This window comes from Pseudomonas sp. NY15437 (genome assembly GCF_048068435.1).
GTDB classification, from domain to species: domain Bacteria; phylum Pseudomonadota; class Gammaproteobacteria; order Pseudomonadales; family Pseudomonadaceae; genus Pseudomonas; species Pseudomonas nitroreducens_B.
In genome coordinates, this window is sequence record NZ_JBLUQC010000011.1 from 107,926 (window position 1) to 125,747 (window position 17,822).

The window sequence follows — 17,822 nt, forward strand, 5'->3', positions numbered from 1 at the left end:
ATGCTCAGATTCCGCTGATCAGCAGGTCGATGGCGGCGATGATCTCCCGGCGCAGGTGCGCCAGGTTGCCCACCGGCTCGCCCAGCTCGCGCCGGGCGATACCGGCCATCTGCGGGGTCAGCAGCAGGAGCGTCTCATCGCCCACGCGCACCTCCGGCATCAACTGGTGGATACCCGCCAGGCCCTTGGCGCGGCTGAGCGGGATGACCATGCGGGTATTGAGCGAGGCCAGCAGGTCACTCTGTACGTCCAGCAGCAGCGGGATCGCCTCCCGCGTGCGGGGATTGGCGTTCTGGTAGAGGTCGAACTGCTGCATCAGAAGCTCCGCAGTCCGTCGCTGAAGACGCCGGTTTCCTCGACGTGCTGGTTGTAGGTTTCGATGGCGTCGCGGTTCTGCTCCAGCCAGCGCTGGCCGAGGCGCTCCTTGACCACATCGGCCAGCGCCTCTTCCAGCACCGCCGAGAGGTTCACGTCCAGCTCGCGGGCCTGTTTCAGCAGGTCGCTGTTGAGGCTCAGATTGGTGGCTTTCTTCGGTGCCTGAGGGTCGTAGGTCGTGTGCATGGGCACCTCCACGGTGGATGCGCATAGGTTATGCGCATAGCTGGTCGCAGGCAATCTTCCTACGAGGTAAACAGCTTGCGGTTGCAGGGGCGACGGAGGGACTATTCCCGGCTGCCGACGCCCGTCGTTCCCTTCATGGAAGCTGCCATGCCCCTCCGCCTGACCCGCTGTTTCATTGCCTTTAGCCTGGTGCTTTCCAGCGGCCTGGCGTGCGCTGCGCCTGTCACGACTGCCGACCTGCTCAGTTGGCCGCGAATGGGCGTCGCCGATTTCGCCTGCCAGCTGGAGCAGCGCACCGGCAAGGCTGACGCGCAATTCAGCTGCGCCGCCAGTAAAAAGCTGAGCGACTGGGGCGATGCCTGTCACAACACCGACCTCAGCTATGCCGGCCCGCAATTGCCCGACGCGCTGGTGCGCCAGCTCGACCCCCGGATTGCCGAGGTTGAGCTGGATTGGGAATACGGTCGCCTGCAATCGATCAACGTCACCTTCGACCGGATCATGACCGCCGAGGAAGTGGCCGACATCTTCCCCGACGTGAACCTGGACGACCCCGCGTCACGGGGCAACCTGAGCAATGCGTCGCTGCAGGACTGCGCGGCGGATGCCTCCTGCCTCTACCTGGAGGGCTTCGAGCACCTGGGCGCGGCGGATGTGGAGTGTGACGACGCTCAGTAGGTCATGCAGGCGGCGTTGAGCAGGCCCACGCACAGCGAGGCGCCGCCGAGGAAGACGCCGTGGGCCAGGGTGTCGTTCTGAATGCCGCCCTTGAGCTCCGGCACCAGGCGCGACAGGCCGAGAAACACCAGCACCTGCACCAGCATGGCGATCGCGCCCCAGATCAGCATGTCCACCAGGCTGACGCTGTGGGCGATGGTGCTGGCCAGCGGCAGGGCGAAACCCAGCAGGGTGCCGACCAGCGCCACGGCGGCGCTGAGGTTGCCCTGGCGGATCAGCTGGATTTCCGCATAGGGCGTCAGGCGGATGTAGAGGCTGGTGAACAGCCCGAACAGGCCGAGGGCCGAGGCGAAATAGGCGAGGAAGTTGGGCAGGGTCTGCAGCAGGTTCATGGCGGTCCTTCAGACGAAATAGTGGGGAACGAAGCGGCTGCTGTCGCGGGTGATGGCGCTGGCGTCCTCGCGGATGCCCAGGCCGGCGGCCTGGCCGTCGATCACCCAGCAGCCGAGCACGGCGTAGTTGTCGCCGTGGTTGGCCAGCGGCGCATAGCCCTGGTAGATGCAGGGCGCGTCGGCATGGGGGCCGTCGCTTTCCAGTTGCAGGTCGCCGGCGACGATGCGGATGTTCTCGCCCTCGCGGGAATACAGCGGCTTGCGCACGTAGTGGCCGGGAATGTCCTGGCGGTAGCTGGCCGGCAGCAGGTTGGGATGCGTCGGGTTGAGCTTCCAGAGGATCGGCAGCATGGCCTTGCTGGACATCAGCAGCTTCCACGCCGGCTCGACAAAACGGATGTCACTGCGCTCCAGGTGCTCGGCGAAGCTGTCCTGCAGCAGCCATTCCCAGGGGTAGAGCTTGAAGCAGTGGTGGATGTCCTGTTCGTACTGGTCGATGAAGGTCCCGCGCCCGGCGTGGTGACCGATGAACTCCACCGGCAGGTAGCGCGTCGGCAGCCCGGCCTGGTGCGCAGTGTCCAGCAGGTAGAGGGCGTTGCCGGTGTCTTCCTCGTGGCCGTCGATGGCGGTGAAGTGCAGCAGGCCGTCCGGCGCGATGGCCTTCCAGCGGGCGATCAGCTTCTCGTGCAGCGAGTTGAACTGGTCGGCGGCGGGGTTCACGTCGTTCAGCCATTGCCATTGCACCACGCTGGCTTCCAGCAGGCCGGTGGGGGTATCGGCGTTGTACTCGAGCATTTTCGGCTGGCCTTCGCCGTTCCAGGCGAAGTCGAAGCGGCCGTAGAGGCTCGGGTCCTGGCGCTGCCACGAACGGATGATCGCCTCGCGGGCGCCCGGCGGCAGGTGGAAGGGTTCGAAGTGACCGGTGCGGATCACCCATTCCACGCATTCCAGGTAGCGCTGGTGCAGGTCTTCGCTGGCGGCCTCCAGCGTCTCGATCTGCTCGAGGCTGAATTCGTAGGCCACCGACTCGTCCCAGTACAGACCGTCGATGCTGTGGAAGGTGAAGCCGACCGCCTCGCAGCGCTCGCGCCAGTCGGGGCGCGGCGTCATGGCCAGGCGCCGCATCAGCCACCCCCGGAGAAGCGCGCGCCCGAGTGGCCGAAACCGCCCCGGGTGACCAGCTGGCGTGACTGCACCTGGTAGTTCTGCGCGGTCTGCGGCCGCGAGCCGTCCTCGTAGCTCGGCCCGCGATAGCGCCCGGAGCTGCTGCTGGTGTAGCTGCTGCCGCCACCGCTGCTGCTGGACGATTCCGGCTCGCAGGCGTTGGGCGTGTTGCCCCAGTCCTTCAGGCAGTCCTCGCGGTTGGCATAGAGGTCGCGGTACACCGGATTGTGGTGCAGCACGTTGTAGAGCAACCCGCCGGTGAGCAGGGTGGTGAAGACGATGTTGGATTTCTTCATGGTCAGTTCGCGGCGCGTCGGGTGCCGAGTTTGCGCCAGAGCCAGCGCAGGATCAGGGCGGCGATCAGCAGTACTACCAGCAGCGGCAGGCCGAAGGCGGCCACCTGGATGGCGTTGACGGTGCCGTCGGTGAGTTCGTCCAGTGAATGGCCGAAGGCTTCGCCAATGCGCGACCAGCGTCCGGTGGGTTGGTGGTCGCTGGAGAAGTCCAGGGTCAGCAGGTTGGTGGCGATGCGTCGTTGCTGCTGGGCCGCGTCCTGGCGGGCGGTGTGCAGTTGCTGCTCGACCTCGGCGGTGGCCTTGGCCAGGGCCAGCAGGTCGCTGACGCTCATGTCCTTGCGGCCCTGGAAACCCTGCAGGGTCTGGTACTCGCGCTCCAGCCGGTCGCGCAGCTGCTGGGTGTCGCTGACGGCCTGGGCGAGGTCCTCGGCGCGGGTGCTGCGGCGTTGCAGCTGTCCGCCGGCGGCGGCGAGGGCAACGAGTTTTTCCACGCCGTCCGGAACGATGCGCACCACCAGCTGTGCGTTGCGCCTCTGGCTATCGCCGCTCTGCTCGATAGCGATCAGCTCGCACGGGCCGAAGCGGTCCTGGGTGCAGGCGTCGCGGGAGGCGGCCAGTTGCGCATCGATGCGCTCGCTGGCGAGGCGGATGCCGACCTGGTGTTCATAGGCGAGGAAGGATCCGGCTTTCGCCGCTTCCCCCTGGAAAGCGGCGCCGGAACCGGCACCGTGCTCCGAGGGAGCGCCGCAGCCGGCGAGGGCGGCGCTCAGGGCAAGCGCTGCCCAGTGGTGCAGTTTCATCGTTGGCCTCCTTGCCGTGCGATGCTTACTTGACGCGCTGGCCCGGCTTGGCGCCGCTGTCCGGGCTGAGCAGGTAGATCTCTTCGCCGCCGGGGCCGGCAGCCAGGACCATGCCTTCGGAGACGCCGAACTTCATCTTGCGCGGGGCCAGGTTGGCCACGTACAGGGTCAGGCGGCCTTCGAGCTTGCTCGGGTCCGGGTAGGCGCTCTTGATGCCCGAGAACACGTTGCGCTTCTCGTCGCCGATGTCCAGGGACAGGCGCAGCAGCTTGTCGGCGCCCTCGACGAACTCGCACTTCTCGATCAGCGCGATGCGCAGGTCGACGGCGGCGAAGGCGTCGAAGTTGATTTCCGCGGCCAGCGGGTCCTTGGTCAGTTCGCCATTGCCCTTGGGCTGGTTGGCGGCGGCGAGGTCTTCCTTGGAGGCTTCGATCATGGCTTCGATTTTCGCGGGCTCGATACGGGTCATCAGCGGGTTGAACGGGTTCAGTTGGTGGTTGGCCAGCAGCTGCTCGTGGTCGGCCCATTTCAGCGGGGCGACGTTGAGGAAGGCTTCGGCGGCCTGGGCCAGCTTCGGCAGCACGGGCTTGAGGAAGATCACCAGCTGGCGGAACAGGTTCACGCCCAGGGCGCAGATGGCCTGGACTTCGTCCTGCTTGCCTTCCTGTTTGTTCAGCGACCAGGGCGCCTTGTCGGCGATCCAGGCGTTGGCCTGGTCGGCCAGGGCCATGATCTCGCGCATGGCGCGGCCGAAGTCACGGGCTTCGTAGGCGGCGGCGATGCTCGGCGCGGCGCTGCGGAAGGCTTCGACCAGTTCCGGCGCGGGGTTGGCGTCCACCAGCAGGCCGTTGTTGCCCTTGTGGATGAAACCGGCGCAACGGCTGGCGATGTTGACCACCTTGCCGACCAGGTCGGAGTTGACCTTCTGCACGAAGTCCTCGAGGTTCAGGTCGAGGTCGTCCACGCCGCGGCCCAGCTTGGCCGCGTAGTAGTAGCGCAGGTATTCCGGGTCCAGGTGGTCCAGGTAGGTGCGCGCCTTGACGAAGGTGCCGCGGGACTTGGACATCTTCTGGCCGTTGACGGTCAGGTAGCCGTGCACGTTCAGCGCGGTCGGCTTGCGGTAGCCGGCGCCTTCGAGCATGGCCGGCCAGAACAGCGCGTGGAAGTTCACGATGTCCTTGCCGATGAAGTGGTACAGCTCGGCGTCGGAGCCCTGCTGCCAGTAGGCGTCGAAGTCCAGCTCCGGACGGCGCGCGCAGAGGTTCTTGAAGCTGGCCATGTAGCCGATCGGCGCGTCCAGCCAGACGTAGAAATACTTGCCCGGCGCATCCGGGATCTCGAAGCCGAAGTAGGGCGCGTCGCGGGAGATGTCCCATTCCTGCAGGCCGGCATCCAGCCACTCGGCGAGCTTGTTGGCCACCGAGTCCTGCAGGGTGCCGCTGCGGGTCCACTGCTGCAGCATTTCCTGGAAGTCAGGCAGCTTGAAGAAGTAGTGCAGCGACTCCTTGAGCACCGGGGTGGCGCCGGAAATCGCCGATTTCGGGTCCTTCAGCTCGGTGGGCGAGTAGGTCGCGCCGCAGGCTTCGCAGTTGTCGCCGTACTGGTCGGCGGTGCCGCACTTCGGGCAGGTGCCCTTGATGAAGCGGTCGGCCAGGAACATCTGCTTTTCCGGGTCGAAGTACTGGGTCACCGGGCGGGTGGCGATGTGGCCGGCCTCGCGCAGCTTCAGGTAGATGGCCGAGGACAGCTCGCGGTTCTCGTCCGAGTGGGTCGAGTGGTAGTTGTCGAAGTCCACCATGAAGTCGGCGAAGTCGGCCATGTGCTCGGCGCGCACGCCGTCGATCAGCTGCTCGGAGGTGATGCCTTCGCGCTCGGCGCGCAGCATGATGGCCGAGCCGTGGGCATCGTCCGCGCACACGTACACCGCCTGGTTGCCACGCATCTTCTGGAAGCGCACCCAGATGTCGGTCTGGATGTACTCCAGCATGTGACCCAGGTGGATCGAACCATTGGCGTAGGGCAGGGCGCTGGTGACGAGGATCTTGCGGGCTTCGGACATGATGATCGGCCGTTCCGGTTAAAACGAGGGAATCGGCAACTATATAGGGGCGGGGGGAAATTTTCATCCGTGGGCCGCTTGGCTGTAGGGGCAAATTCACCTTTGAGCATCAGGCGCTCGGGCTGTTCGCGAGCAAGCTCGCTCCTACAGGTTCATGCAGAGTTGGCGCTCTTCGTAGGAGCGAGCTTGCTCGCGAACCCGGCCTACCCCCGATGACCCGAGCAAGGCCGCGGCGACAGGCGTAAGATACCCGCCCATTCTGCTCAGTCTTTCATCGGGAGTACCCATGGGCGCCGCCAACCGAGCCACGGTGGAAAACCTTCTCCGCCAGATCAACGACCCCCACACCGGCCAGAACCTGCTGGACGCCGGCTACCTGCGCGAGCTGGACATCCAGGGCGGGCGCGTCGCGCTGACCCTGGAGCTGGGCTACGCCGCCGGCCTGTTCAAGAACGGCCTGGCGCAGACCGTGCAGATGGCGCTGGAAGCGCTGGACGGCGTCGACTCCGCCCAGGTCAAGGTGGAGATCCACATCGCGGCACACAAGGCCCAGGCCCAGGTGCCGGGCATGAGCAACGTCAAGAACATCATCGCCGTGGCCTCCGGCAAGGGCGGCGTGGGCAAGTCCACCACCGCCGCCAACCTCGCGCTGGCGCTGGCCCGCGAGGGCGCCAAGGTCGGCATCCTCGACGCCGACATCTATGGGCCGAGCCAGGGCATCATGTTCGGCATCCCCGAGGGCACCCGGCCGCAGATCCGCGAGCAGAAGTGGTTCGTCCCGCTGCAGGCTCACGGCGTGGAAGTCATGTCCATGGCCTTCCTCACCGACGACAACACCCCGGTGGTCTGGCGCGGCCCGATGGTATCCGGCGCGCTGCTGCAACTGATCACCCAGACCGCCTGGAACGACCTGGACTACCTGGTCATCGACATGCCGCCGGGCACCGGCGACATCCAGCTGACCCTGGCGCAGAAAGTCCCTGTGGCCGGCTCGGTGATCGTCACCACCCCGCAGGACCTGGCCCTGCTGGACGCCAAGAAGGGCGTGGAGATGTTCCGCAAGGTCAACATCCCCGTGCTGGGCGTGGTGGAGAACATGGCCGTGCACATCTGCTCCAACTGTGGCCATGCCGAGCACCTGTTCGGCGAAGGCGGCGGCGAGAAGCTGGCCGCGCAGTACGGCGTCGAGCTGCTGGCGTCGCTGCCGCTGTCCATGGCCATCCGCATGCAGGCCGACGGCGGCAAGCCCACCGTGATCGCCGACCCGGAAAGCCAGCTGGCGATGATCTACCAGGAAATGGCGCGCTGCGTCGGCGCCCGCATCGCCCTGAGCGAGAAGGCTGCGCCGGACCTGCCGAACATCTCCATCAGCGACGACTGAACCGCAGGGAGCACCATGCGCAAGGATGCGAAACGCGCCGCCGGCTGGCTGCTGGCGGCTTGCCTGGGCCTTGCTGGCTCCGCTGCCCGGGGCGAAGACGAGGGCGCCAACTGGCAGGCCCAGTGCGTGATCGGCGGCCAGCCGGTGACCCTGGACTTCCGCTCCGCCTCGGGCGATGCCTTCGAAGACGACATGGCCGTGCAGGCGCGCCGCGCCGATGGCTCCCGCGTGGCGCTGCCGCTACCGCCAGCCCTCTACCACTCCACCGGCCTGCTCGGCAGCCCGCCGAGCGCCTGCGACCCGGTGCCGCTGCTGGACATGGGCAACGGGCTCGGCCTGCTGCTCCTGGTGCGTGACAACCGTCCCGGCCTGCCGGTGGTGGATGCGCTGCTGCTCGACCTCGCCACCCTGCAGGTGCTGGACAAGCGCCTGGGCGACCCGGGCGCCGTGGAAGGCCTGCTGAAAACAGCCAGCCTGGTGCTGCGCCAGTCGCCCGCGGGCGTCGACCTGCGCCTGGTGCGCGAGGCCGTGCCCGGTGCGGAGTGCGACTGCGCCGACGGCTATGCCGAGGACTGGCTGCGTTTCTCGGTGGACCAGCGCAGGCTGCGCACGAGCTGGCATCCCTGAGCGGGCGCCAGCGTGTGACCGCCGGCCCTTTGCCCGAAAGGGCCGGCCCCGGTAAGATTCGCCTTCTTTTTTCAACCGCCGCACAGGACACCCGCCATGAGCATCAAATCGGACAAGTGGATTCGCCGCATGGCTCAGGAACACGGCATGATCGAGCCGTTCGTCGAGCGCCAGATTCGTGGTGCCGATGACAGCCGGGTGATTTCCTACGGCGTTTCCAGCTACGGCTACGACGTGCGCTGCGCCGCCGAATTCAAGGTGTTCACCAATATCCACTCCGCCGTGGTGGACCCGAAGAACTTCGACGAGAAGAGCTTCGTGGACATCAACAGCGACGTCTGCATCATCCCGCCGAACTCCTTCGCCCTGGCCCGCACCGTCGAATACTTCCGCATCCCGCGCGACGTGCTGACCATCTGCCTGGGCAAGAGCACCTACGCGCGCTGCGGCATCATCGTCAACGTGACCCCGCTGGAACCGGAGTGGGAAGGCCACGTGACGCTGGAATTCTCCAACACCACCAACCTGCCGGCGAAAATCTACGCCAACGAAGGCGTGGCGCAGATGCTGTTCCTGCAGTCGGACGAGGCCTGCGAAGTGTCGTACCGCGATCGCGGCGGCAAGTACCAGGGCCAGACCGGCGTCACCCTGCCCAAGGCCTGATCGCGCTGCTGCTGTGGAAAACCGGGCCAAGGCCCGGTTTTTTATTGCCCGTCGTCCGCGGCAACCGTCGGTTTCTGTGGGAGCGAGCTTGCTCGCGAACGCAACGGCACAGTGCTCACCGGCAAGCGCCGTTCGCGAGCAAGCTCGCTCCTACACGTGGCTCCGCGCCAGGATGAACGTCGTGCGCTCCTCCAGGCTGCCCAGAGGTAGCTCCAGCACGCGGTAGCCCAGCTCTTCGTACACCTCGGCCATCACCGCCGCGGTGCGTTGCGCCTCGGCGAAGTCCTGCCTGCGTTCGGTGTCGTTGCGGTAGATAGCTTCCCAGGCGGGGGCGAGAAAGACGATAGCCCCATAGCGCTGCTCCCGCGCCGCGCATTCCAGGCGTTCCGGGGGCGCCAGTCCGCAGAGCCGCGCGTAGCCCAGCACATCCGGCAAGCCCCGATCGAACAGCCACACGCCACCGGCGTCGAGCGCCGTCTCGCGCGTCGCCAGCGCGTGCTCGAACATCGCCTGGCAGAAAGCCTCCCGGTTGGCCCACGGCAGGGCGTCGCCGCCACGGGCGACTTGCTCGCGAATGATGGCGCGGCCGCCTTCCGGGACGACATTGAGGCCGTGATGCTGGCGCAGGTGGTGGAGCAAGGTGCTCTTGCCGGCGCCAGGGCCGCCAGTGAGGACGATAAGGGATTCGGACATGGCGAAGACTCCTGGGTAGAAGGATGCGGGAGTACCGTCCGGGGGAGAGTTCGTGCGAGGGGTGGTGCAGCGGGTGCGGAGCGGGAAAAAAGAAAGGCACCCAGAGGGTGCCTGAATATGATCATGGAGTAAGTCGACAAATCTGATTCCGGGGCGGGAAGCAAGTTCCCAACCCCGGCGAAATATTTTTCAGATCATCACTTTTCCGGCACCAGCGTCAGGCGTTTCACGCCGTAGACCTTCTCCAGGTTCTGCGACTGGAAGGGGAAACTCATGTAGTTGCCCTTCAGCCAGGCGTCGATGCCGTCGGCGTAGTGCGGGCTGGCCGGGTTGCCGGACTGGCCGCTGCTGTTGAGGCCGATCATCGGTTCGCTCTGCCCGAAGTCGACGACGATGCGCATGGCCGGGATCAGCCAGGTATTGAAGTCCTGGCCCCAGTGGTAGGCCGAGACGTTCAACGTGCTGTGGTCGCCGCCGGCCGGATAGGGGCCGCGGTCCAGGTAGCCCTTGATCGCGCCCAGGCTGGCGCGGTCGCCGGCGCTGAGGTTCGGCGCCATCTTGGTGCTGTCGCTGAGCCACTCGTAGGTGTGCAGCTTGCCCCACTGCCAGGCGCGGCGGTCGCTGCCCAGCTTCTGCTCGCAGAAGGCGGTGGCGGCGGCCAGGCTGCGGGCGAGGATCGCCGGCTTGTCTTCCTTCTGCGGGGTGCGGGTGTCATCCCAGAACGGGCTGTCGTCGCGGCCCAGCAGGTGGTCGGCCTGGGCCGAGTAGGACAGGTTGGCGGTCTCGACGAAGGCCTTCCACGATGGGCTGTCTTCCGGGCCCAGTTCGTCCAGGAAGATCTGCTTGGTGCTTTCCTGCAGGAAGGCTTCGTACAGCGCGGCGTCGCCGGAGGTGGCCGAGAGCTTGCCGTCGAATGCCATGATCCGGTCCAGCGCCTCGCGGGCACGGGCGCGCTGGTCGGCGGGCAGGGCGTCGATGGCCTTCTTCAGCGGCTGCGCCATGCCCGGTGCGTCCAGCATCGCCTGCAGCTTGCCGGCGAACGGCGTGGTCTGGTCGTACTGCATGGCGATCATGCTGCGGTAGTCGTGGCTCTTGCTGGCGCCGGCGAGCTGGGCGATGCGCTCGTAGCGCTCGGGGTAGTACCAGGAACTGGACAGCTGCGCGCCGTAGCCCGGCTGTACGCTGCGGTGGTTGGCGGTGCCCAGCCAGCCCTGCGCCGGGTCCTGGTCGGAGGGGTGCAGGATCGGGTCGGCGTAGCCGTCCCAGTCGTAGCGGCCGTCCCAGCCGGGGGAGGGCAGCAGGCCGCGGCCTTCCTTGCGGTTGGGGAAGCGTCCGGTGACCTGCCAGCCGATGTGCTTCTCGTCGGCGAACACGATGTTCAGCGCCATCGCGCGCACGTCGCGGGTGGCGTCGAAGGCCTGCTCGACGTTCTTCGCCCGGGACAGGTCGAAGAAGGCGTCGAGGGTGCGGTCGGTCTCGCCCTGGATGCTCTGGTAGGCGATGCCGTAGCCGCTGGACAGCGGCAGCGGCTGCAGGTCGTGCTTGCGCTCGCCCAGCGCGCTGTTGAGCAGCGGGCCGTGGCGGGTTTCGTAGATCACCTCGCGGACCGGGCTCCGGCCCTTGATGAAGAAGGTCTCGTTGCGCTCGATGGCCGGTTTCCACTGGCCGTCGGCGAGGTAGTAGAGCTTGTTGCCCTGGCGCTTCACCTGTTCGAGGAAGAGGTCCTGGTTGTCGCCCATGACCATGGTCATGCCCCAGGCCAGCTTGCCGTTGAAGCCGGCGACCACGCCCGGCACGCCGGCGATGGAGACGCCCGCGGCGTTGTATTTGGGCGAGCGGATCTGCACGTAGTTCCACACCGAGGGCATGGACAGCGGCAGATGGGTGTCATTGGCCAGGATGCTCTTGCCGCTGCGCGTGCGCTGCGGGGCGATGGCCCAGTTGTTGGACGCGGCGACGCCCATCATCTGCAGCGAGGCGACCTGGCCGGCGGCGCGGTCCAGGGCGTCGAGGCCGGCGATCCTGCCGTCCAGGCGCAGGCCCTTGAGCTTCTCGGCTTCCTCGAAGGGCAGCGCTTCGTCCGGGTAGATCGGCGTCAGCCAGGGCAGCTTGTCGGCGCCCACTTTTTGCGCGAGCACCAGGGAGGCGATCTCTTCCTGCAGGTTCACCGCCAGGCCGAAGTTCAGCAGGCTGAAGACCAGCGCGGAGTCTTCCGGTTTCCAGTACTCGGGACGGTAGCCGGACTCGGCTAGGTCCATCGGCAGCTTGTCGCGGTAGCGGTACAGGTAGGCGTTGACGCCGCGCGCGTAGGTCTCGAAGAAGCGCTTCAGACGCGGCGAGGCGCCGGCATAGAGTGCATCGGCGGCCTTCTTCAGGTTCACCGTGCGCATGAAGCGGTCGGTTTCCAGCGCGCCGGGGCCGACCATCTCGGACAGGCGCCCTTGGGCCATGAGGCGCAGGCCGACCATCTGGCTGATGCGGTCGGTGGCGTGCACATAGCCCAGGGTGAACAGCGCATCGTGGAAGGTGCTGGTCTCGATCAGCGGCATCCCCAGGCTGTTGCGGCGGATCGACACGTTGTCCGCCAGGCCCTTGATCGGCTGCACGCCGTAGGTCGGCGGCAGGCTGCCTGCGTAGCGGTCATTGAGCCAGCCCTGGCAACCGGTGAGGCTGACAGCGGCGCTGAGGGTGGCGGCAAGGCCGAAGCTGGGAAGCCGGCGGAAGGCTCGCGGGGCCATGGGGATGTGCTCCTGCACAAGATGTCGCTGGAAAAGGTGGTCGCTTGAAGGGCGCTACGTTAGTGAGCCGAGGATTGCTGTGCAAGCTACGCGCGGCGGGATTTTCAGCAGCCGACGAACAACTGGGCCGGACAGCAGAAGGCCCGCGCTCGGCGGGCCTTCTTCGCGGTGCCGCAAGCCTGGGTCAGGCGCCGTGGCACTTCTTGTACTTGCTGCCGCTGCCGCAGGGGCAAGGATCGTTGCGGCCCACGTCCTTGAGCGGGTTGCGCACCGGCTCGTGGCTGTGGTTGCAGTGCGGGCCGTGCACGTGACCGTGGTCATGGTGGTGGTCATGATCGTGGTCGTGGTTGCAGTTCGGACCGTGTACGTGGGGTTCCTGGCTCATGGTGACGCTCACTCGGGGATGAAATCGCCGGGAATTATCTCGCCATTGCGGGCGATGTGCACGCTCTGTCCGAACAGCAGGCCTGTCTTCACTTCACCGTCGAGGCGATAGCGGATCGGCTTGTCGGGATTTTCCAGCAGCTTGACGATGTACTTCATGTGCCGCCACAGGTTGGTGGTCACCGGGACTTCGAAGGTCTCGTAACCATTGGCCGGCACCGTGAACCAGTTATTCGACTCGCCCTCGGCCAGGTCGATATCGTTCAGCTTGACCTTGTAGGCCAGGCCGCGAACCGGAAGGCTGAAGTCGTTCGGGTTGTCGATGCGGAAATGCAGGACGAACTCCTGCTCCAGCAAGCGAGCTTTCACGACGTCGACTTTCTGCAGCTTCACGTCGGGTTGCTCGAAATTGCCTGACATCCAGCCGCAGCCGGAGACGAGGCTGAACAGCCAGAACAGGCTGAAAATTCTTATCATTTGCGCCTGATAATTCATGTCTACCCCTCAAGACGCCCCAGTGTACCAAGCACCTGCTCGGCCGCAAGTTGTTGTTACGTTAAAAGAAGCTGCACCATACTGGCCGAATGTAACCGGCGGGTTAACCCAGGAGAGTGAAGATGAGTCGCTATGAGATTGCCTTCTCGGGACGAACCGTTCCCGGTGCTCAGCTCGACACGGTGAAAGCCAACCTGGCCAGGCTGTTCCAGGCCGACGCCCAGCGCATCGAGCTGCTGTTCTCCGGCCGCCGCATGGTGATCAAGAACAACCTCGATGCGGAGGCGGCGGAAAAGTACCGCAGTGTGATCGAGCGTGCCGGCGCCGTCGTCGACGTGGTCGACATGGACGCGCCGATCGAGGAAATCGAGCTGGCCCCGCCGCCGCCGGCCGAACCCGCGCCGCCGGCTACGCCGGGACGCCTGAACGTGGCGCCGCGTGACGGCTACATGGCGGCGTTCGCCGAGGTGGATGCGCCGGACTTCGGCCTCGCGCCGGTGGGCGCCGACCTGCAGGACGAAAAACCTGAGGCCCAGGCGCCGCGGGTGGACCTCAGCCAGTTCAGCGTCGCTCCGGTGGGCAGCGACATGGGCCAGGCCAAGCCCGAGCCCGCGAAGCCCGCGCCGGATACCAGCCACCTGAAACTCGCGGAGTGATCAGTCGCCCTGGTGCGGGTCGTCCTGGTAGACGAACTTGGGCATTTCCCAGCGGAAGCGGATCGCCAGCATACGGAACAGGAAGCCGGCGAACAGGGTGATCAGCATCGCCTGCTCCTTGGGCAGGTCGATCTGCAGGCAGATCAGGTAGCACCAGGCGCTGGCGAAGGACACGCTGGCGTACAGCTCGCGGCGGAAGATCAGCGGCACGTCGTTGCAGAAGATGTCCCGCAGGATGCCGCCGAAGACCCCGGTGATCACGCCGCTGACCGCGGCGATCAGCAGGCTGTGGCCCATCTCCAGGCTGACCTGGCAGCCGATCAGGGTGAAAGCCACCAGGCCCACGGCGTCCAGCGCGAGGAACATCGAGCGCAGGTGGCGCATGAGCGGGGCGATGAATACCGTGACCAGCGCGGCGCCGGCGGTGAGCGCCAGGTATTCCGGGTGGCGCACCCAGGTCAGCGGGTAGTGGCCCAGGAGCATGTCGCGCACCGAACCGCCGCCCAGGGCGGTGACGCAGGCCACCAGCACCACGCCGAACAGGTCCATGCTGCGCCGGCCGGCGGACAGCGCGCCGGTCATGGCTTCGGCGGTGATGGCGATGATGTAGAGAACGGTCAGCAGCATGGCGAGGTCCGGCAGGAGTAGCCGGTACGGCGAAGTACCGCCGCACCGGAAAAAAGCGCGGATTCTAGCCCAGACACCGAACGCCCCCAAGTGCTGCGAGTCGGCGCCTCACTCGAGGCTGTCCTACTCAATCCAGGGACCGCAGCACTTCTTCAGCTTGCCACCGGCGCCGCAGGGGCACGGGTCGTTGCGCCCCAGCTTCATCGGCACGGTGGGGTCGAGGAAGTACCAGCGGCCGTCGCGCTGGACGAATCCGGAGCATTCGCGATGGCTGTGCTCGCCGCCGGCGTCATGCCAGCGCGCGACGAAGGTCACCCGCGCATGCTCGGGCTGGCCGCCGAGCACTTCGTGGCTTTCCACCTCCAGGCCCAGCCAGGTGCTGCCCAGGCTCCAGGTGCGGATCGCGTCCAGGTCCAGGCCTTGCTGCTGGGCGGGCAGGGTGGTGTCCTTCAGGTAATCCACCAGGCCCAGCGCGTAGGCGCTGTAGCGCGAGCGCATCAGTGCCTCGGCGGTGGGCGCGGCGACGCCGGCGTGGAAGCGCCCGCAGCAGTCGGGCAACGGCCGGCCGCTGCCGCACGGGCAGGTCGGTTCGATCATGGTCACCACCAGTACTTGCCGAAGTTTTGCGGGTTGGCCCAGAACTTCGCGTTGAGCCAGTCCGGGACCTGTTTGTATTCGTGCAGATCGTAGGTGAACAGCGTGATCACCTGCGCGTCGCGCTGGAAGCGTTCGCTGGCCTGCATGGCCAGGGCGTAGAAGTCCGCATCCTGCGCCTGGGCGGCGTCGAGGTCGACCAGCACCGCCACGCGGCTGCTGTTGAGGTTGCGGATGCCGCCCACCAGTTGCTGCGCTTCGCGGCGCGGCAGGTGCTCCAGGCAGTCGGCCAGCAGCGCGAGGTCGTAGCGCTGGCCGGCCAGTTCCGCCGGCAGGGCGCCGGCGTCGGCGTGAAACAGCTCACAATCCGGATGCACCGCGAGGAAGGCGTCCACCGCCGGGAGCTGGCTGGCGCCCACCAGCAGCAGGCGCTGCGGTGCGTAACGGGCGAGCAGGGCGGCCAGGGCTTGTTGTGGCGTGCGTGTCGAAATCATGGGGCTCGTCGAAGGCAAAAAATAATGAACGAAGACTAGCGTGTGACACCCATATGGCCTAGTGCTGGCGCATTCTGTCAGTCACGTCTTTACTCGGTAATTGTCGGTCAAGACCCGATCATTAGAGGAGACATAACTTTATGAGCATCACAAGGACCGCTTTACCCCTGCTGCTGGTAAGCACGTTGCTCACCGGTTGCGCAGGGTTGCAGAAGTCCGACTGGCCGACCTGTGCCGTGGTGGGCGGTGTCGGTGGCGCAGGTTTGGGTTCCATCGAAAGCAGCGCCTGGGCGGGTTGGGGAGCCCTGATTGGCGGTGTACTGGGGGCGTCCTACTGCTGGGTGCATGGTGCCGCCGAACAAGTGGCCGAGGTTCCGCCGCCTGCGCCGGCTCCTGAGCCTGCTCCGGCCCCGCTGCCCAAGGAAGAGACCATCGTGGTGCGTGACCTGCACTTCGCCTTCGACTCGTCGAAGATCGATGCGCAGGACAAGGACAAGCTCGACACCATCGCTACCCGCCTCAAAGGCGAAGCCGCGACTACCGAGCTGAACATTGGCGGCCATACCGACAGCATCGGTACCGACGCCTACAACCAGAAACTGTCCGAGCGCCGTGCGAACGCCGTGTCCAACTACCTGGTCGATGCCGGCGTGCCTGCCAGCAGCATCAAGTCGGTCGTCGGTTATGGCGAAAGCCAGCCGGTGGCGGACAACAAGACCAAGGAAGGCCGCGCCGAGAACCGTCGCGTGGAAATCAAGATCACCCGCCAGTAAGTCCGGGGTGACCTGTGCAGAGGGGGCCTTCGTGGCCCCCTTTGTCATTCCCGGTTGCCACTGGCATAGCCGGGGGCAGAGGCGTATGTTCCCCGGCAAAGAAAAACACGGGGGCACTACATGAAAGCGTTGTTGGGGCTGGGCAAGGTGATTGCCCTGTTGTTCTGGATGGCGGTGCTGGCCAATCTGATCCAACCCTTCGCACATCCCTTCGCCCTGCTGCTCAACGCGGCGGGTGCGCTGATCCTGCTGATTCACATCGTCGAGGTCGTGGCGCTGCGCAAGCGTCTGCAGGGTCGCCCGCATCCGGGCATGGACCGCCTGCAGATCCTGCTGTTCGGCGTCTTCCACTTCGCTACCCTGCCGCCCTCGGCCCCTGCCCCCGTAGAAGGAGATACCCATGCGTAAGTCGCTGCTGGGCCTGGCGCTGTGCGCCCCGCTGGCCTGCTTTGCCGCCGGCAGCGTGTCGGTGGAAGCCAACACCGTGTTGCGTCTGCCGGTGAAGGGCGACAGCCTGAGCCTGGACCGCATCAGCGTCGGCCCGGAAGGCGCGCTGCTGATTCCGTCGCGGGTCAAGGAACTGAAGATCGGCGAGCTGGACCTGGCGAAGAACGCGCGCATCGGCGTGTTCCCCGGCAACGAGGCGCTGCAGATCGACGTGCAGCACGGCCATCTGGCCGACGGCAGCGTGATCGCCGCGCAAGGCAGCTCCGGCAGCTTCGAAAAGCCCGCCAGCGGTGGCCGCAACCTGGTGCTGCGGCTGCAGGACGTGCAGGTGGAAAACCTGCTGATCGACGTGCGCGGCGGTGTCGGCGCTCCGGGTTATGACGGCCTGGACGGCGGCAGTGCGCAGACCTCCGGTTGCCTGTGGGGCAGCGGAAAATCCGCCGGTGACGGCCAGAACGGCGGCAACGGCCAGACCGGCGCAGCCGGCGGCGTGGTGCGCCTGGAAGTGCCCGAGCGGTTCGATGTGGCCACGGTCAAGGTGCGCCTGGAAGGCGGAGCCGGCGGTGCCGGCGGCAAGCCCGGCAAGGCCGGACCGCGTAGCAGCGAGAAGGGCTGCTGGTTCTATTCGGTGGCGGGCGAGAAGCCCGGCGCGGAAGGTCAGGGCGGTGCGGAAGGTGCCAAGGGCAGCGATGGCCGCCTGGAAGTGAAGCGCTTCTGAGTCGCGGTGCGTGAAAAAAGCCCGCCCGGCAACCGGGCGGGCTTTTTTTTGCGGTGCGGGTCTTACCAGTGCGGGCGCGCGGCGACGAACGCCACCAGCGCCATGCCGATCAGCAGGTTCAGACCCACGGTCTTGCGGATCTTGCCCAGCGCGGCGCCGCCGGCCGGCCAGTCCTCGGCGCCCACTGCGCGGCGCAGCTCCGGCAGTTGCAGCGCCTGGATACGCAGGAACAGCGCGAGCATCGCCACGTACAGCCCCATCATCACCTGCACGTAGCGCGGTGCGCCGGCCATGCCGTTGAAGCTCAGGTGCAGCATGCCCACGCCGGTGACCGGCAGCAGGATCACCGCCGCCCACACCCAGCGGAAGAAGCGCGGGAACACTTCCAGCCACAGCTTCAGCCGCGGCGGGGCTTCCAGCGCGGCGACGGCGGCCGGGCGCAGCACCATCCAGGCGAAGAACATGCCGCCGACCCAGACCAGGGCGGCCAGGACGTGCAGGGCATAGACGAAGGCAAAGGGTGTCATTCGGACGATCTCCGCTGGCGATTGAAGTCAAGCGCGCTATCATAGCGGCCGATTC

General features: G+C 66.5%; 23 protein-coding genes. 8 read left to right on the forward strand and 15 right to left on the reverse strand.

Annotated features, from left to right (window positions below):
• Positions 1 to 4: 4 nt before the first annotated feature.
• Together ACNFIA_RS22805 and ACNFIA_RS22810 are read right to left on the reverse strand one after the other, a co-directional pair.
• Positions 5 to 316, reverse strand: coding sequence for a CcdB family protein (locus ACNFIA_RS22805; RefSeq protein ID WP_416788917.1), 312 nt, complete (start codon positions 314 to 316; stop codon positions 5 to 7).
• Positions 316 to 561 carry a type II toxin-antitoxin system CcdA family antitoxin gene (locus ACNFIA_RS22810; RefSeq protein ID WP_259756823.1) on the reverse strand — a complete coding sequence of 82 codons (246 nt, stop codon included), beginning with the start codon at positions 559 to 561 and terminating at the stop codon, positions 316 to 318. Before ACNFIA_RS22810 ends, ACNFIA_RS22805 begins: the two co-directional genes overlap by 1 nt.
• A 147-nt stretch (positions 562 to 708) precedes the next feature.
• Here ACNFIA_RS22810 and ACNFIA_RS22815 point away from each other — a divergent pair, with 147 nt between their 5' ends.
• Positions 709 to 1,239: a hypothetical protein gene (locus ACNFIA_RS22815; RefSeq protein WP_416788920.1), complete on the forward strand. Its 531-nt coding sequence runs from the start codon at positions 709 to 711 to the stop codon at positions 1,237 to 1,239.
• Here ACNFIA_RS22815 and ACNFIA_RS22820 read toward each other — a convergent pair.
• From ACNFIA_RS22820 to metG, 5 genes are read right to left on the reverse strand one after another with little or no spacing between them, the layout of a single operon-like run.
• Positions 1,233 to 1,631, reverse strand: coding sequence for a DUF350 domain-containing protein (locus tag ACNFIA_RS22820; RefSeq protein WP_259756820.1), 399 nt, complete (start codon positions 1,629 to 1,631; stop codon positions 1,233 to 1,235). The genes ACNFIA_RS22815 and ACNFIA_RS22820 overlap by 7 nt on opposite strands.
• Before the next feature lie 9 nt (positions 1,632 to 1,640).
• On the reverse strand, positions 1,641 to 2,756 hold the full coding sequence (locus ACNFIA_RS22825) for a glutathionylspermidine synthase family protein (protein WP_416788923.1): 1,116 nt from the start codon (positions 2,754 to 2,756) through the stop codon (positions 1,641 to 1,643).
• A complete protein-coding gene (locus ACNFIA_RS22830) occupies positions 2,756 to 3,091 on the reverse strand; it encodes a hypothetical protein (RefSeq protein ID WP_259756816.1) in 336 nt (111 codons plus the stop codon). Before ACNFIA_RS22830 ends, ACNFIA_RS22825 begins: the two co-directional genes overlap by 1 nt.
• A gap of 2 nt (positions 3,092 to 3,093) precedes the next feature.
• Positions 3,094 to 3,885 carry a DUF4349 domain-containing protein gene (locus ACNFIA_RS22835; RefSeq protein WP_416789080.1) on the reverse strand — a complete coding sequence of 264 codons (792 nt, stop codon included), beginning with the start codon at positions 3,883 to 3,885 and terminating at the stop codon, positions 3,094 to 3,096.
• A 31-nt stretch (positions 3,886 to 3,916) separates the two neighbouring features.
• Positions 3,917 to 5,950: a methionine--tRNA ligase gene (gene metG, locus ACNFIA_RS22840; RefSeq protein ID WP_416788926.1), complete on the reverse strand. Its 2,034-nt coding sequence runs from the start codon at positions 5,948 to 5,950 to the stop codon at positions 3,917 to 3,919.
• Between the two features lie 286 nt (positions 5,951 to 6,236).
• Between metG and apbC the strand changes: the two genes are divergently transcribed.
• The 3 genes from apbC (at position 6,237) to dcd (ending at position 8,621) form a co-directional block, all read left to right on the forward strand.
• A complete protein-coding gene (gene apbC, locus ACNFIA_RS22845) occupies positions 6,237 to 7,331 on the forward strand; it encodes an iron-sulfur cluster carrier protein ApbC (protein WP_259756812.1) in 1,095 nt (364 codons plus the stop codon).
• 15 nt (positions 7,332 to 7,346) lie between these two features.
• Entirely contained in the window at positions 7,347 to 7,958 is a 612-nt protein-coding gene (locus ACNFIA_RS22850) for a hypothetical protein (RefSeq protein ID WP_416788929.1), read from the forward strand.
• A gap of 96 nt (positions 7,959 to 8,054) precedes the next feature.
• Positions 8,055 to 8,621, forward strand: coding sequence for a dCTP deaminase (dcd, locus tag ACNFIA_RS22855; protein ID WP_254471607.1), 567 nt, complete (start codon positions 8,055 to 8,057; stop codon positions 8,619 to 8,621).
• Between the two features lie 150 nt (positions 8,622 to 8,771).
• Here the strand turns inward: dcd and ACNFIA_RS22860 are convergent, their stop codons facing one another.
• The 4 genes from ACNFIA_RS22860 to ACNFIA_RS22875 all read right to left on the reverse strand — a co-directional run bounded on the left by ACNFIA_RS22860 (position 8,772) and on the right by ACNFIA_RS22875 (position 12,931).
• Positions 8,772 to 9,314 (reverse strand): AAA family ATPase, encoded by a 543-nt coding sequence (locus ACNFIA_RS22860; RefSeq protein ID WP_416788934.1) that lies wholly within the window; start codon positions 9,312 to 9,314, stop codon positions 8,772 to 8,774.
• 197 nt (positions 9,315 to 9,511) lie between these two features.
• A complete protein-coding gene (locus ACNFIA_RS22865) occupies positions 9,512 to 12,052 on the reverse strand; it encodes a penicillin acylase family protein (protein ID WP_416788937.1) in 2,541 nt (846 codons plus the stop codon).
• A gap of 184 nt (positions 12,053 to 12,236) precedes the next feature.
• Positions 12,237 to 12,437 (reverse strand): SEC-C metal-binding domain-containing protein, encoded by a 201-nt coding sequence (locus ACNFIA_RS22870; protein ID WP_017521040.1) that lies wholly within the window; start codon positions 12,435 to 12,437, stop codon positions 12,237 to 12,239.
• 8 nt (positions 12,438 to 12,445) lie between these two features.
• Positions 12,446 to 12,931 carry an LEA type 2 family protein gene (locus tag ACNFIA_RS22875; protein WP_259756806.1) on the reverse strand — a complete coding sequence of 162 codons (486 nt, stop codon included), beginning with the start codon at positions 12,929 to 12,931 and terminating at the stop codon, positions 12,446 to 12,448.
• Positions 12,932 to 13,053: 122 nt separating this feature from the next.
• Between ACNFIA_RS22875 and ACNFIA_RS22880 the strand changes: the two genes are divergently transcribed.
• Positions 13,054 to 13,587 carry a hypothetical protein gene (locus ACNFIA_RS22880; RefSeq protein WP_416788940.1) on the forward strand — a complete coding sequence of 178 codons (534 nt, stop codon included), beginning with the start codon at positions 13,054 to 13,056 and terminating at the stop codon, positions 13,585 to 13,587.
• Here the strand turns inward: ACNFIA_RS22880 and ACNFIA_RS22885 are convergent, their stop codons facing one another.
• From ACNFIA_RS22885 to ACNFIA_RS22895, 3 genes are all read right to left on the reverse strand, one after another.
• Positions 13,588 to 14,214 carry a trimeric intracellular cation channel family protein gene (locus ACNFIA_RS22885; protein WP_236174736.1) on the reverse strand — a complete coding sequence of 209 codons (627 nt, stop codon included), beginning with the start codon at positions 14,212 to 14,214 and terminating at the stop codon, positions 13,588 to 13,590.
• A gap of 123 nt (positions 14,215 to 14,337) precedes the next feature.
• Positions 14,338 to 14,811, reverse strand: coding sequence for a YchJ family protein (locus tag ACNFIA_RS22890; RefSeq protein WP_416788942.1), 474 nt, complete (start codon positions 14,809 to 14,811; stop codon positions 14,338 to 14,340).
• A gap of 2 nt (positions 14,812 to 14,813) precedes the next feature.
• Positions 14,814 to 15,302 (reverse strand): DUF6231 family protein, encoded by a 489-nt coding sequence (locus ACNFIA_RS22895; protein WP_416788945.1) that lies wholly within the window; start codon positions 15,300 to 15,302, stop codon positions 14,814 to 14,816.
• 140 nt (positions 15,303 to 15,442) lie between these two features.
• On the opposite strand from ACNFIA_RS22895, the gene ACNFIA_RS22900 reads away from it, so the two are divergent.
• The 3 genes from ACNFIA_RS22900 (at position 15,443) to ACNFIA_RS22910 (ending at position 17,240) form a co-directional block, all read left to right on the forward strand.
• Positions 15,443 to 16,075, forward strand: a complete 633-nt coding sequence (locus tag ACNFIA_RS22900) for an OmpA family protein (RefSeq protein WP_259756798.1) — start codon at positions 15,443 to 15,445, stop codon at positions 16,073 to 16,075.
• A 120-nt stretch (positions 16,076 to 16,195) separates the two neighbouring features.
• Positions 16,196 to 16,483 carry a DUF1145 domain-containing protein gene (locus ACNFIA_RS22905; RefSeq protein WP_416788947.1) on the forward strand — a complete coding sequence of 96 codons (288 nt, stop codon included), beginning with the start codon at positions 16,196 to 16,198 and terminating at the stop codon, positions 16,481 to 16,483.
• Positions 16,476 to 17,240: a collagen-like protein gene (locus ACNFIA_RS22910; RefSeq protein ID WP_416788949.1), complete on the forward strand. Its 765-nt coding sequence runs from the start codon at positions 16,476 to 16,478 to the stop codon at positions 17,238 to 17,240. The genes ACNFIA_RS22905 and ACNFIA_RS22910 overlap by 8 nt, the downstream gene beginning before the upstream one ends.
• A gap of 62 nt (positions 17,241 to 17,302) precedes the next feature.
• On the opposite strand, the gene ACNFIA_RS22915 is transcribed toward ACNFIA_RS22910, so the two are convergent.
• Entirely contained in the window at positions 17,303 to 17,767 is a 465-nt protein-coding gene (locus ACNFIA_RS22915; RefSeq protein ID WP_045209867.1) for a CopD family protein, read from the reverse strand.
• Positions 17,768 to 17,822 lie beyond the last annotated feature (55 nt).